The organism is Lachnoanaerobaculum gingivalis (genome assembly GCF_003862475.1).
Classification (GTDB): domain Bacteria; phylum Bacillota; class Clostridia; order Lachnospirales; family Lachnospiraceae; genus Lachnoanaerobaculum; species Lachnoanaerobaculum gingivalis.
Map to the genome: position 1 here is coordinate 33,026 of NZ_RRCO01000001.1, position 14,244 is coordinate 47,269.

Consider the following 14,244-nt stretch of genomic DNA (forward strand, 5'->3'; position numbering starts at 1 on the left):
AAAAGCATTCCCCACACAATAATATTTATGCTATTTCAGAACCTGTCTTTATATTCTTCTCAGGTAATACCAAAACCGCATTTCCGGCATCATCCTCAGCCATAAGTATCATGCCCTGACTCTCAAGTCCTGCAATATTTCTCGGTGCAAGATTTGTTACTACAAGCACCTGCTTTCCAACCATATCTTTTGCAGAATACCACTGCTTAATGCCACTTAAAATCTGTCTTGTTGTGCTTCCTATCTGTACCTGTGAGCAAAGAAGTTTCTTTGACTTTGGAACTTCCTCACATTTTATAACCTGTCCTACCTGTATCTGAAGCTTGGCAAAGTCATCATACTCTATAGTATCCTTTGCCTTTACATCAATACCCTCCGGCTCCTGCTTTTCAGTTTTTCCGCCGAGATTTAAAGACTCAACCTGCTTTAACACTTCTTCAAGTTCAAGTCTCTTAAATAATATTTCAGGCTCTTTTACAACCTTCGTTCCACTCATAAGAAGTCCGAATTTATTCATATCTTCAAGACTTCTCTTATTTGTTCCGAACATATCAAGTATCTTTTCAGATGTCTCAGGCATAAAGCTGTAAAGCAAAGAAGCACCTATAGATATTGACTCCGCCAAATTGTATAAAACAGTCTGAAGTCTGGCCTTCTTATCCTCTTCCTTTGCAAGTATCCAAGGTGTGGTCTCATCAATATATTTGTTACATCTCTTAAACAATGTCCATATCTCTGTTATGGCATCCGCAACACGAAGTTCAGACATCTTCTTTTCAACCTTTTCAACCGACATAAGCACTACATCTTTTAAATCTGTATCTATTTCTGTAGAACCTGCAACACTTTCATCATCTGTTTTGGTCAAAACTCCGTCAAAATACTTGTTAGTCATTGATATAGTTCTGCTTACAAGATTTCCAAGTACATTTGCAAGGTCGGAGTTGAATCTTTCCACCATAAGATCCCAGCTTATAACACCGTCATTATCAAAAGGCATCTCATGCAATACAAAGTATCTCACAGCATCCACTCCGAAGAAATCAACCAAAGTATCCGCATAAAGAACATTTCCCTTTGACTTACTCATCTTTCCTTCACCCTGTAAAAGCCACGGATGACCGAAAACCTGCTTTGGAAGCGGCAAATCAAGCGCCATTAAGAATATAGGCCAGTATATAGTATGGAATCTTATAATATCCTTACCTATAAGATGAAGATCTGCAGGCCAAAACTTTTTAAATCTCTCACTGCTGTTTCCGTCTACATCATATCCGATACCTGTGATATAGTTTGAAAGTGCATCAAGCCATACATAAGTAACATGCTTAGGATCAAAATCTACCGGAATTCCCCATGTAAAGCTTGTTCTGCTGACACAAAGATCCTGAAGTCCCGGTAAAAGGAAGTTATTCATCATCTCATTTTTTCTTGAAACAGGCTGTATAAACTCAGGATGCTCATTGATATGTTTAATCAGTCTGTCCGCATACTTACTCATCTTAAAGAAGTATGCTTCCTCTTTTGCAGGATATACCTCACCGCCGCAGTCCGGACATTTTCCGTCAACAAGCTGAGAATCTGTAAAGAATGACTCACATGCTGTACAATACATACCCTCGTAAAATCCCTTATATATATCACCCTGATCATAGAATTTTTTAAAAATCTTTTGAACCTGCTTTTTATGGTCTTCATCAGTAGTTCTGATAAACTTGTCATATGATGTATTCATCATATCCCAGATTTTTCTGATCTGTCCTGCAGCATTGTCTACATACTCCTTCGGAGTAATACCGGCATCCTTTGCCTTGTTTTCTATTTTTTGACCGTGCTCATCTGTACCTGTCTGAAAGAAAACCTCAAGTCCTTCTTCTCTTCTGAATCTTGCTATTGCATCAGCCAATATTATCTCATATGTGTTTCCGATATGTGGCTTTCCTGAAGCATAGGCAATAGCCGTTGTTATATAATATGGTTTCTTACTCATTTGTCATTCCGCCTTCTTACAATTTCTATTATATCTAAAATATGAAGAATAAAATTCTCCATCAATATTGATATCCGTATTTATTACCGATATACTTTTTAAGCTTTATTTTGTTTAATACATCTGTTTACTTTTAATAATGATCTCATTAATATGTCCATTTCATTGTCTTCCAAGTCTTCAAGCATTGAATTGACCATCTGATCATACAGCTCTTCATTTCTTGAGAAAGCCGCTTTACCTTTTGATGAGAGGTTCACAAAAACCACTCTCTTATCCTTTTCGGATCTCTCCTTTATGACATAGCCCTTTCTGACAAGGCTGTTTATTGAAATCGTCAAAGTTCCTATGGTAACCGCCAACTCCTTTGCAATCATTGACATATTCTTTTTTTCATTTATTCCTATAGCTCGTATTACATGTATATCATTATTGGTCAAATCCTTAAACTCGGAAGCACGTAAAACGCTTTCCTCATAATCAAGTATATCATTAAATAACTTAACAAGGATTATTTTAAATTCCTTTGAACCCCTCAAAATGCTCATCCTTTTCGTATTGCATAAAACACAACACCTGATTTATCAAACCAATATTATACTAGATTTATTACGGAATATCAAGCTTCCTTACCGTTCCAGCAATATGTACACAGTTTACAGGGACTTATACCTATTGATTCTGTTAAATCATCAAGTCTGTGAAATCTAAGGCTTGAAAAGTTTTGAATCCTCCTTATTTCTTCAACCATTTCTTCATAGTTTTTACTGTTCGGATCGGCATAGTCAAAAAGGAGTTCTTTACTTACATTGTCCCCCTCCCTTTCCCTTATTATTCTTCTTGTAATCAAATCATAGTCGGATTTCGATCTTGAAAAGTTAAGATATTTACATCCGAATAAGAGCGGAGGACATGCCGGTCTGACATGTACCTTCTTTGCACCCGAATTATACAAAAACTCTGTAGTTTCTCTTAACTGTGTGCCTCTTACTATGGAATCGTCTATCAGAAGAATATCATTATTTTCTATTAACTCCTGTACCGGTATAAGTTTCATCTTGGCGATAAGATTTCTCTGACTTTGATTTGTAGGCATAAAAGACCTGGGCCATGTGGGTGTATACTTTATAAAAGGTCTGGCAAAAGGTATGCCCGATTTATTCGCATAACCTATGGCATGCGCAGTACCCGAGTCAGGAACTCCTGCTACAATATCCGCATCTATATTATCTCTTTTTGCCAAAAGTTCACCGCATTTGTATCTCATAGTTTCTACATTTACACCTTCATATGAAGCTGTCGGATAACCGTAGTATACCCATAAGAACGAACAGATTTTCATCTCGGATTTTGCAGGTGATATTTCTTTTACCTTATCTGATGTGATAAATACTATCTCTCCGGGGCCAAGCTCCTTATAAAAGCTGTACCCCAAGTTTAAATATGCATGATTTTCAAATGTAATACAGAATGTATCTTTCTTGTGACCTATAACCAGAGGTGTTCTTCCGAATTTATCTCTTGCGGCATATATTCCCTCCTTTGTCATAATTACAACAGTCATAGAACCTTTTATGGTTTCCTGAACATACTCAAGTCCCTCTTTAAAAGAAGGCATTGAAGATATCAATGTGGCCACAAGCTCATTATCATTCACACGTCCGCCGCTCTGCTCCTGAAAATGTACTCTGCCGTCTTTATAGAGTTTTTTTATTATCTCATCATGATTGCTTATCTTCCCGACTGTGGTTATAGCATAACTTCCCAAATGTGATTGTATTAAAAGCGGCTGCGGATCCTCATCCGATATGCAGCCTATTCCCATGTCCCCTTGCAGTTCTTCCACATCTTTTTCAAACTTTGTTCGAAACGGCGAGTTTTGAATATTGTGGATTACTCTGTTGAAATACTCTCCGTTAAATACAGCCATTCCTGCACGTCTTGTACCAAGATGTGAATGATAGTCAACCCCGAAAAACAAGTCCATAACACAATCATTTTTTCCTACTACACCAAAAATACCGCCCATGTTTTTTCCTTCCCTAAATAAGCACAAAAACAGATATAGAAATTCTATATCTGTTTTAATATTATTTATTGATTAAATACCTCTTTAGCCGTAGCTACAACATTTTCCTTTGTAAATCCGAACTTTTTGAAAAGCAAATCCTGAGGCGCAGATGCACCGAAAGAATTCATTGATATTACTCTTCCGTCAAGTCCTGTATATCTATCCCAGCCGAAGCTTGATAAAGCCTCTATTGCCACTCTGTTTCTTACAGCTTTCGGGAGTACTTCTTCTTTATATTCCTTGCTCTGTGTTTCAAACACATCCATACATGGCATACTTACAACTCTTGTAGATATATTATCCTTCTCAAGTTCTGCAGCGGCTTCAACAGCAAGAGAAACCTCAGATCCTGATGCTATTAAAATCATATCAGGCGTGGACTTTGAAGCCTCCTTTATAACATAAGCTCCCTTAAGAGCTTTCTTTCCGCTTCCGTCAAGCTGTGGAAGATTCTGTCTTGTAAGAACAATAGCTGTAGGTGTGGACTTTGAAACCATAGCCGCATACCATGCCGCAATAGTCTCTCTTGCATCGGCAGGTCTGAATGTGTTGAAATTAGGTAATGATCTTAGCATTGCAAGCTGCTCTATAGGTTCATGTGTAGGTCCGTCCTCGCCGACACCTATAGAATCATGTGTAAATACAAATATTGTAGGAATATTCATAAGCGCAGAAAGTCTTGCCATCGGCTTTGTATAATCACTGAATACAAAGAATGTGGCACAATACGCTCTAAGTCCGCCATGTAATAAAATACCGTTTGTAATGGCTGTCATTGCAAACTCTCTTACACCGAAATGTATATTTCTTCCTGAAAAATCATCCTTTGAGATATATCCTTCACCGTTCATTACGGTCTTGTTTGAAGGTGAAAGGTCTGCAGAACCGCCTATAAGATTAGGGAATATATCCTTTAATCTGTTGATAATACTTCCCGAAATATTTCTTGTAGCCGCAGGTGCATCATCCCATGCCCAGAACTCATCATTATCTATTAAAGAAGCATTGATTTCAGAATGGTAGTTATCCCATTTCTTTGCATCTTCAGGATATTTACTTGCATACTCCTTAAAGAGTTTATTCCACTCTTCTTCAATCTTGGCATTTTTTTCATTTATCTTATTAAAGTTCTCGTATACATCGGCATCAACTTTAAAGCTCTCTTCCGGATTAAATCCGAAACCTGATTTAAGTGCTGCAAGCGCTTCGCTTCCAAGAGGCTCACCATGTGCTCCTGCAGTTCCCTGCTTCTTTCCGGCACCATATCCGATTACCGTATTTATCTTAATAAATGAAGGTCTGTTCTTGTCGGCCTTAGCCTCTTCTATAGCCTTTCCGATAGCGGCAAGGTCGTTTCCGTCCTCTACCTCTATTGTCTGGAATCCGAAAGCCTTCATTCTGTCTACTACATTTTCTGTAAATGCTGTATCTGTGCTTCCCTCAATAGAAATTCCGTTTGAGTCATAGAATACTATAAGCTTTGACAGTCCGAGTGTTCCGGCAAGTGAAAATGCCTCTGATGATATTCCTTCCATCATACAGCCGTCACCACCTAATACAAATGTATAGTGATCCACTATATCAAAACCTTCTTTATTGAATACACTTGCCATATGTGCTTCAGCCATGGCCATACCTACTGCCATACCCATACCTGCACCAAGCGGCCCTGTAGTAGCTTCTACACCTACTGTATGACCATACTCAGGATGTCCCGGAGTCTTTGAATCCAGTTGTCTGAAACTCTTCAAATCATCAATGCTCAAATCGCCATATCCGAAGAGGTGAAATAATGAATATAAAAGCATTGAACCATGACCTGCAGACAGAATAAATCTGTCTCTGTTTGCCCAATCAGGGTTCTTAGGGTTATGCTTCATATGATTTGCAAAAAGTTCATATGCAATCGGGGCAGCTCCCAGCGGCAATCCCGGATGGCCTGATTTTGCTTTCTCTATACCGTCTGCACTAAGAACTCTGACAGTATTTACGGACTTGATGTCAATATTATTCATTTCTATGCTCCTTTTTACATAACAATACGATTTTTCAGTTCACAAAGATAATCTAAAACTTCGCTCTGAACTACAATCTTTTTCATTTTACCACAATATAATAAATTATAAAATGTCTTGCAAATAGTATTTTTATTTGGTAAAATATATCCGTTATGGATTTTGCACGGGTTTTTCCCTATTGTGATGAAGTCCAATCCAAAATAATTATAAATCTTTATAATTAAAGTCAAAGGAGGTGTAACCGTGGCAAAATGTTCAATATGCGAAAAAGCTGCTCATTTTGGTAATGCAGTAAGCCATTCTCATAGAAGATCCAACAAAATATGGAAGGCTAACGTTAAGTCAGTTAAGGTCAAAACAGAGGGTGGATCTAAGAAGATGTATGTATGTACTTCATGCCTTCGTTCAGGTTTTGTAGAGCGTGCATAATTAATACTTGAGAATACGTATTCAAACAATAAAAAAGAGCCCATAAAGGCTCTTTTTTATTGCTATTTAACAGACTTCTCATAATCTGCTATGAATTTTTCAATGCCTGCCTCTGTCAGAGGATGATTTAACATCGACTTAAATACGGAATAAGGTACTGTTGCAATATCCGCTCCCGCCTTGGCACACTCAAGTACATGCATATTGTTACGAACCGATGCGGCTATGATTTCAGTCTCTATACCGTGAATTTCAAATATCTCCACAATATCCTCTATTAAAGAAACACCTCTTGTTCCCACATCATCAAGTCTTCCAAGGAATGGAGAAACATAACTTGCACCTGCTCTTGCAGCCAACAGTGCCTGAAGCGGTGTGAAGATTAAAGTACAGTTAGTAGCTATTCCATCTTTACTGAGTACAGCTATTGCCTTCAGCCCTTCAGCAGTCATAGGAATCTTTACCACCATATTTTTATGGATCTTTGCAATCTCTCTGCCCTCGGCTATCATATCCTCAGCCTTTGTAGTGGTAGCCTTTACTTCACCGCTTATAGCACCGTCTACAATGTCTGTGATTTCCTTGATAACATCCTCAAATTTTCTTCCTGACTTTGCAACTAATGAAGGATTTGTTGTAACGCCTGCTAACACGCCCCAGGCAGCAACTTCTCTGATCTCATCCACATTTGCGGTATCAATAAAAAATTTCATACATACACCTCACATATATTTTTATTCTATTTTACCACTTTTGTGTATTATTTCAAAGTATTATATATATAATATTATACTAGTTTACAGGAATAATCCATTTGCAGATCCCATATTCAATAACTTCACCATCTTCTGAGTAAATAAAATATAAATAATCCGATATATCTGAGCTTATTCTATAATAATCAGCATCAGCAATCTCAAAAACAGGATCACCCAAATAATCTGTCACCTGAACTTTCTTTAAATATTCATTTTCATTCGGTAATAAACCCAAATTATATAGTAACTCACCGCCGTTAATATCTTCTTTACTTGGATGAACGACAATCGCTGATACTTCCTGTTCACCCGATCCGTTATTTTTAGGTGTCAGTTTAAATAAGGTGTAACTGTTTTCATCTCCATAAGTATAAATAGATTCCAAATCATCTTTCTCTTCTCTTTTATCAGGATCTCCATTCCTCTGTATCAAGGTTTCTTCATCAGAACCAAGTCTGATACGATTATAAAATAGTCTATCTGCATATATTGCATTATTAAATTCCACTAATTCATTATAATAACTTCGATTTTCTTTCATGTACTCAAAGTTTATATTTTTTTGTAATAAGCTTTCTCTGCTTATTACATCGACTATTTTTTCCTCTGTTCCTTCTACATACTCTTTTGGAATATTAACTACTGTTTTTATATATGAAATGTATTCATTTTCAAGCATCAATAACATGCTGTTATTAAATTTAAATGTATTAAAATAAGGAGAATGATACAAAGGATTCTCAGATAATTTCAGTTGTTTTGCCTTATCATATATTTCATCATACTCTAAAACAAGTCCGACACCTATGTCTGAGTTTTCGATTTTTGCATCCTTTATTTCAAGATAATCTGCCAATATCGGCAACTTATTAATTATACTCTTAATGTTTTCACTGTCAGCATTTTTATCAATGGACAGTTCAGGTAAATCTTCATAAAGAAAATAGTTCTTTTCTACTGATACTTTCACTTTCTGTGTCATCTGATTTCCCTGTGCATTTACAGCGGTCCTGCCACATCCTACTAAAGCAAAAGCGATACAACCCAATGCTACACATATCGATAATTTATTTTTAATATTCATACTGTTCTCCTTATTGCATTATTTATTTCAACTTTCTCTCCATTCTGTTTAATCTGAAGAATCTGAAAATTGCAACCACGGCCTGCACTATCAATGAAATTCCAAAAAGGACTGAGATATAACCTGCCACAAACACAGGATTTATTACAAGTATAATGCCAAGTAATATATCAATTATTGCAATAAATATAAGTCTTTGACCTATATTCTTTTCAAATTTCACCACTCTCATTCCCATAAATACTCTGCTTATTCCGACAAGAAGTAACCAAATACCTGCTGCCACTATAAAGGCAATCGGCAATCCCAAAGAATCTTTCACAGCAAAGTATATTCCTGCCGCAACAGATAAAATACCTTCAATCAGTCTCCAAATACTTCTGCCTTCTCTTTTCTCAGACATATAGGCGCTGATTTGAGAAATTCCCTCTATTAACAACAGCACACATAATATAATATTTATTGTACCTGCAATAAATAAAGGATTTACAATCACATATATTCCAACTATCAAGAATATTATTCCTGAAAAAAGCGAAAAATATTTTGCACTTGAAATATTATTCATCAATAACCTCTTTCTTTCTTTGATTCATTTGCAAACCTGTCATCAGGATAATTTGTAATAATTTCTGTAAACAGATTGTTTGCAGTATCAACATCACCCATAGCCTTGTATGCCAAAGCTTTCTTATACTTGGCTTCCACATAATCCGGTGATATTCTCAGAGCGGCATCATAATAGCCTATGGCTCCGGCAAAATCACCCGATCTGTTAAGTCCGTCCGCCACTTTAAGTAAAAGTTTAGGACCCTCTTCTCTCATCTTAGGTGCCATTTCGGCAAATATACCTGTTACGGATATCCCCAAGCCGTTGTCAACATCGGTAAGCTGGCCTACATCCAAATTTGAGAATATCTCTGCAGCCCTCGTATAATTTTTTGTATTGTACTCTTTTATAAGGCCTAAGAAATAAACATACTGCAAAAGTTTATAGTTCATATTCTCTGTTGATGTGTTATTAACTTCTGTAAGTTTATTTACCTGTTCGTTCAATCCTTCATTTTCACTCTTCAAAGTTTCTATGGATAAATTCACATCATTAAGTTGTTGTGATATCTCTACAATTTCTTTATTATGTGCATTATTTAATGCCACCTTCATAGTAGGCATATATAAAAATACCATTGCACAAGCACCGACTATCAATCCTATTCCTACATTGATAGCTGTAAACATTCCCGAATAATTCTTATATATCTCGGTTACAGGCATACCGTTATTTGTATTTTCTACAGGTTTTTCCTTCTTTACAGGACTGCCTATAACACTTAGTTTTTCTTTTCTTGCATTTTTTTCAGTCAAAGGTTTCATCTCTTCAAGATAAGTGATAGCCTTTGTATTGAATCTGTCAATTGCAAGCACATTATCCAAAAGCTTTTTTGCCTCACTGGATTTTCCTTCTCTGATATCAAGAAGTGCAAGTGCGAGCATTGCCTTTACAAAATGCGGCCTTATATCTACAGCCTGTTTTAATGTTATCCTTGCCATATCATAATTCACAGTCTTTATTTGAGAAATTGCCTTATTATATTTTGAAATGGCATCCTGTGATTTTTCCAGGTAAGCGGATTTATTTCTCAATTTTTGCAAATAATTCTGTGCCGGATTGTTTATAGGATTAATATTTATACTTATAACCCATGAAATCAAAGCCTTAGTCTCTTCGCCCATCTCAAACTGTATAAGTCCGTATAAATTTCTGGCATCGATATTTTTCTTATTCAATCCCAAAGATATGCTTAACGCATTCAATGCAGAAGATAAATTTCTTTCCTTTGCAAGAGACAAACCCAAATTATAATAACCGTTTGATATCTGTTCCAGACGTCTGTTTTTCTTCATATCAGCCCTTTACTTGCTCTTTCAACAATTCCATCAAAATATCATTCATATCTGAAATATCACTTTTTGCTATAATATCCTCCACTGCGGAAATATCCGGTGAAGGCTTAAATTTTCTTAATTCTTCCTCAAAATCTATCATCTGTTTACCTCTAATATCTCTCCCATTAAATATAATGATCCGACACAAAACAAAATTTCATCATCAGCCTTTTCCTTTTTTGCTTCGTTAAAGGCCTCTGTACTGCTATTATAGCAACTTATCTTTGACTGTCTTTTATTTTTTTCTAAAAGTATATTTAAGCTATTATAAAGCTCATCCGTAGAATTGCTTCTGTAAGAATTCATGGCTGTCAGATAGTACTTTTTTACTTCAAGTTTAGAAGTAATAATATCAAAAATCTTTTCTACATCTTTATCTTTTACTACTGAGAGCAAAAGCTTGATTTTCTTATTATTTGCTTTTGCAAGCTTTATTGCATTATCCGTAAACTCTATGATTGCCGGTTCATTATGTGCACCGTCAATAATAATGTCCTTTTCTATCTCTTCCATTCTGCCATGCCATACAATTTTTGTTATAGCTTCATCTATATTATATATAGTATTAAGCAGCTGCCCTGCTCCCAGTATAGCAAGCGCAGCCGCTTTCTTTTTGTACTTTACATATGTAAATTCCAGGCTTTCATAATCAAAATCGGAAAGCGGTATGGTTTTTGTAGCTTTAGCTTTGGCAAATTCTCTTATTATCTCATTTACCTCTTCATTTGTGTCATCAAAGATTACAGTGGAATTATGCTTAATAATACCGGCCTTTTCATAAGCAATTTCCTTTATACTGTTGCCGAGAAACTGCATATGATCCATTCCTATGCTTGTAATAATACTTAGAGTATCTTCAAAAACATTTGTTACATCAAGTCGCCCACCCATTCCGGTTTCAAGTATTACATAATCCGGATTTGATTTTGAAAAAAAGACAGTTGCGATATAGAAGATATATTCAAAATATGTAGGTGCCGTATCGGATTTACCAAGTTTTTCCCTTACATATTTAGATATACTCTCAAGTTCCGGATCACTTATAGGTATCATATCAAGCATTATTCTCTCATTTACTTCAATCAAATGAGGTGAGATAAATGTTCCCACCCTCATATGATTTTCCATAAGAATATTACTGAGATATGCACATACGGAGCCTTTCCCATTGGTACCTGCCACATGTATTACTTTCGGCAGCTTTATCCCAAGAATTTCCATATTCTTTTTTACTTCCGAAAGTGAATTCTTTTTCTTGGCCCACATGGGAATACTCTCTATATATTCTTTTTCATTCATATCAGTCGGCTAATCTTGCAAGCTGTTCTCTTACCTGTGAAAGCATCTGCTCATAGTTTTCAAGCTTTTTCTTTTCTTCCTCTATTTTTGCCTGAGGAGCCTTACTTACAAACTTCTCATTTGAAAGCATACCTGTCGATCTGGCCACCTCGCCTATAAGCTTCTTTTCTTCTTTTTTAAGTCTTTCAACTTCTTTTTCAATATCTACAAGCTCTTTTAAAGGTAAACATATGGATGCATTCGGTATTGCAACTCTTACGGAGTCTTTTTTAACAGTACTGTCATCCGAATCTATTATAAGCTTATCAAGTCCGGCAAGCTGCTTAAAGAAATCTCCGGCACTTTCAAATGTATCTCTTATCTTTTCACTTTCACTTACGACAATTCCCTTTGCCTTATGTGAAGGCGGTACATTCATAGATGCTCTTACATTTCTTATCGCTCTTACAGCTTCTTTTATAAGCTCGGCCTTATTTTCATCATCCTCAAAATTGTATTCAGGATTTTCTACAGGCCAAGGCTCAATCATTATACTCTTGACATCTTCATTTACGGTACAATAGATTTCCTCTGTGATAAAAGGCATAAAAGGATGTAAAAGCTTTAGTATGTTGTTAAGAACATATATAAGTACGGCAAGTGCAGTTTCTCGTGTTTCATCTTCCTTATTCCAAAGTCTTACCTTTACCATCTCGATATACCAGTCACAGAACTCTTCCCATGCGAAGTCGCATATCTTTGAAAGTGCTATACCAAGCTCAAACTTATCCAGATTTGTTGTAACTTCCTTTATAAGTTTGTTTGCCTTTGAAAGTATCCACTTATCTGAAAGCATAAGCTTTGAATTGTCTATTTTACCCGGCTTGTCCTCACCTATATTCATCATGATAAGTCTTGCGGCATTCCAGATCTTATTTGCAAAGTTTCTGGCACTTTCAACTCTCTCATAGTAGAATCTCATGTCATTTCCCGGCGCATTTCCTGTAATAAGCATCATTCTAAGTGCATCTGCACCATACTTGTCTATTACTTCAAGCGGATCGATACCGTTTCCGAGAGATTTACTCATCTTTCTACCCTCGGAATCTCTTACAAGTCCATGTATAAGAACAGTGTGGAAAGGTGATTTTCCTGTCTGCTCATAGCCTGAGAACACCATTCTTACAACCCAGAAGAATATAATATCATAACCTGTTACAAGAACATCCGTAGGATAGAAATACTTCATTTCCTCAGTATCCTCAGGCCAACCGAGTGTTGAGAAAGGCCAAAGTGCTGATGAAAACCATGTATCCAAAGTATCCTCATCCTGTACAAGCTCATGGCATCCGCATTTCGGACAACTTTCAGGTTTCTCTCCGGCAACAGTTATCTCACCGCATTTTTTACATGTATATGCAGGTATCTGATGTCCCCACCAAAGCTGCCTTGAAATACACCAGTCTCTTATATTTTCAAGCCAATGTAAATATGTCTTTGCATAGCTTTCAGGTACAAACTTAAGTTCTCCCGTCTCAATCGCCTTTATTGCAGGCTTTGCCATCTCGTTCATAGCTACAAACCATTGCGGCTTTATAAGCGGCTCTACAACTGTCTTACATCTGTCATGTCTACCTACATTGTGGCTGTGAGGAACCACCTTTACCAAGAGACCGGCCTCGTCAAGATCCTTTACTATAAGTTTTCTTGCCTCATATCTGTCAAGTCCGTCATACTTGCTTCCCGGCATATCAATAATTGCATCATCGTGCATTATATTGATTTCCGGCAGATTATGTCTTTTTCCTACCTCAAAGTCATTAGGATCATGTGCAGGTGTTATCTTTACACATCCTGTTCCGAACTCTTTGTCAACATATTCATCCGCTACTACAGGTATTTCTCTTCCTACAAGCGGCAAAACAAGCTTCTTACCTATAATATCTTTATATCTTTCGTCCAAAGGATTTACCGCAACCGCAGTATCTCCAAGAAGTGTCTCAGGTCTTGTTGTAGCAATCTCGACAAATTTTCCTTCTTCTCCTACAACAGGATACTTTATATGCCAGAAATTGCCGTCCATCTCAATATGTTCAACCTCGGCATCTGAAATAGATGTTTTACAAACAGGACACCAGTTTATAATCCTGTTACCTTTGTAGATATAGCCTTTTTCATACAATCTGAGAAAAACTTCCTTTACAGCCTTTTGTCCCTGTTCATCCATAGTAAATCTTTCTCTGTCCCAGTCTGCAGATGAACCAAGTCTTTGAAGCTGATTGATTATTCTTGTACCGTAATCATTTCTCCATGCCCAAGCTTCCTTTAAAAATCTTTCTCTTCCAAGCTCGTGCTTATCCTTGCCCTCGGCTTTAAGTTTTTCAATAACCTTTACCTCCGTAGCAATAGCCGCATGGTCCGTTCCCGGCTGCCAAAGCGCCTCATATCCGGCCATTCTCTTATATCTGATCAGAATATCCTGCATAGTATTATCAAGTGCATGACCCATATGCAGCTGACCTGTGATGTTTGGCGGCGGCATTATAATTGTAAACGGCTTTTTATCCTTATTTACCTTTGCATGGAAGTACTTTTCTTCCAACCATTTTTTATATATTCTTCCCTCTATTTTTTCAGGGCTGTATGTTTTTTCCAATTCTTTCATATCT

The 14,244-nt window shown here is 36.7% G+C and carries 12 protein-coding genes; 1 reads left to right on the plus strand and 11 read right to left on the minus strand.

Annotation, left to right across the window (positions count from 1 at the left end; all coding sequences use genetic code 11):
- Nucleotides 1-25: 25 nt before the first annotated feature.
- From metG to tkt, 4 genes are all read right to left on the minus strand, one after another.
- Nucleotides 26-1,990 carry a methionine--tRNA ligase gene (gene metG / locus EHV10_RS00165; protein WP_128672826.1) on the minus strand — a complete coding sequence of 655 codons (1,965 nt, stop codon included), beginning with the start codon at nucleotides 1,988-1,990 and terminating at the stop codon, nucleotides 26-28.
- Between the two features lie 98 nt (nucleotides 1,991-2,088).
- Nucleotides 2,089-2,538, minus strand: coding sequence for a MarR family winged helix-turn-helix transcriptional regulator (locus tag EHV10_RS00170; RefSeq protein ID WP_207667106.1), 450 nt, complete (start codon nucleotides 2,536-2,538; stop codon nucleotides 2,089-2,091).
- A 71-nt stretch (nucleotides 2,539-2,609) separates the two neighbouring features.
- The gene (locus EHV10_RS00175; protein ID WP_128672830.1) at nucleotides 2,610-4,019 is read right to left on the minus strand and encodes an amidophosphoribosyltransferase; all 1,410 of its coding nucleotides are present in this window, start codon (nucleotides 4,017-4,019) and stop codon (nucleotides 2,610-2,612) included.
- A 65-nt stretch (nucleotides 4,020-4,084) separates the two neighbouring features.
- A complete protein-coding gene (gene tkt / locus EHV10_RS00180) occupies nucleotides 4,085-6,076 on the minus strand; it encodes a transketolase (RefSeq protein WP_128672833.1) in 1,992 nt (663 codons plus the stop codon).
- 246 nt (nucleotides 6,077-6,322) lie between these two features.
- Here tkt and rpmB point away from each other — a divergent pair, with 246 nt between their 5' ends.
- Nucleotides 6,323-6,508, plus strand: coding sequence for a 50S ribosomal protein L28 (gene rpmB, locus EHV10_RS00185; RefSeq protein ID WP_007592637.1), 186 nt, complete (start codon nucleotides 6,323-6,325; stop codon nucleotides 6,506-6,508).
- A 62-nt stretch (nucleotides 6,509-6,570) separates the two neighbouring features.
- On the opposite strand, the gene fsa is transcribed toward rpmB, so the two are convergent.
- From fsa to EHV10_RS00215, 7 genes are all read right to left on the minus strand, one after another.
- Nucleotides 6,571-7,221 carry a fructose-6-phosphate aldolase gene (fsa, locus tag EHV10_RS00190; RefSeq protein ID WP_128672835.1) on the minus strand — a complete coding sequence of 217 codons (651 nt, stop codon included), beginning with the start codon at nucleotides 7,219-7,221 and terminating at the stop codon, nucleotides 6,571-6,573.
- Between the two features lie 79 nt (nucleotides 7,222-7,300).
- Nucleotides 7,301-8,350 carry a hypothetical protein gene (locus tag EHV10_RS00195; RefSeq protein WP_128672837.1) on the minus strand — a complete coding sequence of 350 codons (1,050 nt, stop codon included), beginning with the start codon at nucleotides 8,348-8,350 and terminating at the stop codon, nucleotides 7,301-7,303.
- Nucleotides 8,351-8,372: 22 nt separating this feature from the next.
- On the minus strand, nucleotides 8,373-8,918 hold the full coding sequence (locus EHV10_RS00200; RefSeq protein WP_128672839.1) for an HdeD family acid-resistance protein: 546 nt from the start codon (nucleotides 8,916-8,918) through the stop codon (nucleotides 8,373-8,375).
- Nucleotides 8,918-10,255 carry a tetratricopeptide repeat protein gene (locus tag EHV10_RS00205; protein ID WP_128672841.1) on the minus strand — a complete coding sequence of 446 codons (1,338 nt, stop codon included), beginning with the start codon at nucleotides 10,253-10,255 and terminating at the stop codon, nucleotides 8,918-8,920. The genes EHV10_RS00200 and EHV10_RS00205 overlap by 1 nt, the downstream gene beginning before the upstream one ends.
- A gap of 1 nt (nucleotide 10,256) precedes the next feature.
- On the minus strand, nucleotides 10,257-10,397 hold the full coding sequence (locus EHV10_RS14590; RefSeq protein WP_007592648.1) for a hypothetical protein: 141 nt from the start codon (nucleotides 10,395-10,397) through the stop codon (nucleotides 10,257-10,259).
- Complete coding sequence (locus tag EHV10_RS00210) at nucleotides 10,394-11,596, minus strand: bifunctional folylpolyglutamate synthase/dihydrofolate synthase (protein ID WP_128672844.1); 1,203 nt, start codon at nucleotides 11,594-11,596, stop codon at nucleotides 10,394-10,396. Before EHV10_RS00210 ends, EHV10_RS14590 begins: the two co-directional genes overlap by 4 nt.
- Before the next feature lies 1 nt (nucleotide 11,597).
- A complete protein-coding gene (locus EHV10_RS00215; protein ID WP_128672846.1) occupies nucleotides 11,598-14,240 on the minus strand; it encodes a valine--tRNA ligase in 2,643 nt (880 codons plus the stop codon).
- Between the last annotated feature and the right edge of the window lie 4 nt (nucleotides 14,241-14,244).

Coding starts and splice junctions, on each gene's coding strand:
- EHV10_RS00205 (WP_128672841.1), bottom strand. CDS start 10,255: ATGAAGAAAAACAGACGTCTGGAACAGATATCAAACGGTTATTATAAT.
- EHV10_RS00170 (WP_207667106.1), bottom strand. CDS start 2,538: ATGAGCATTTTGAGGGGTTCAAAGGAATTTAAAATAATCCTTGTTAAG.
- EHV10_RS00175 (WP_128672830.1), bottom strand. CDS start 4,019: ATGGGCGGTATTTTTGGTGTAGTAGGAAAAAATGATTGTGTTATGGAC.
- tkt (WP_128672833.1), bottom strand. CDS start 6,076: ATGAATAATATTGACATCAAGTCCGTAAATACTGTCAGAGTTCTTAGT.
- EHV10_RS00210 (WP_128672844.1), bottom strand. CDS start 11,596: ATGAATGAAAAAGAATATATAGAGAGTATTCCCATGTGGGCCAAGAAA.
- EHV10_RS14590 (WP_007592648.1), bottom strand. CDS start 10,397: ATGATAGATTTTGAGGAAGAATTAAGAAAATTTAAGCCTTCACCGGAT.
- EHV10_RS00195 (WP_128672837.1), bottom strand. CDS start 8,350: ATGAATATTAAAAATAAATTATCGATATGTGTAGCATTGGGTTGTATC.
- EHV10_RS00215 (WP_128672846.1), bottom strand. CDS start 14,240: ATGAAAGAATTGGAAAAAACATACAGCCCTGAAAAAATAGAGGGAAGA.
- metG (WP_128672826.1), bottom strand. CDS start 1,990: ATGAGTAAGAAACCATATTATATAACAACGGCTATTGCCTATGCTTCA.
- fsa (WP_128672835.1), bottom strand. CDS start 7,221: ATGAAATTTTTTATTGATACCGCAAATGTGGATGAGATCAGAGAAGTT.
- EHV10_RS00200 (WP_128672839.1), bottom strand. CDS start 8,918: ATGAATAATATTTCAAGTGCAAAATATTTTTCGCTTTTTTCAGGAATA.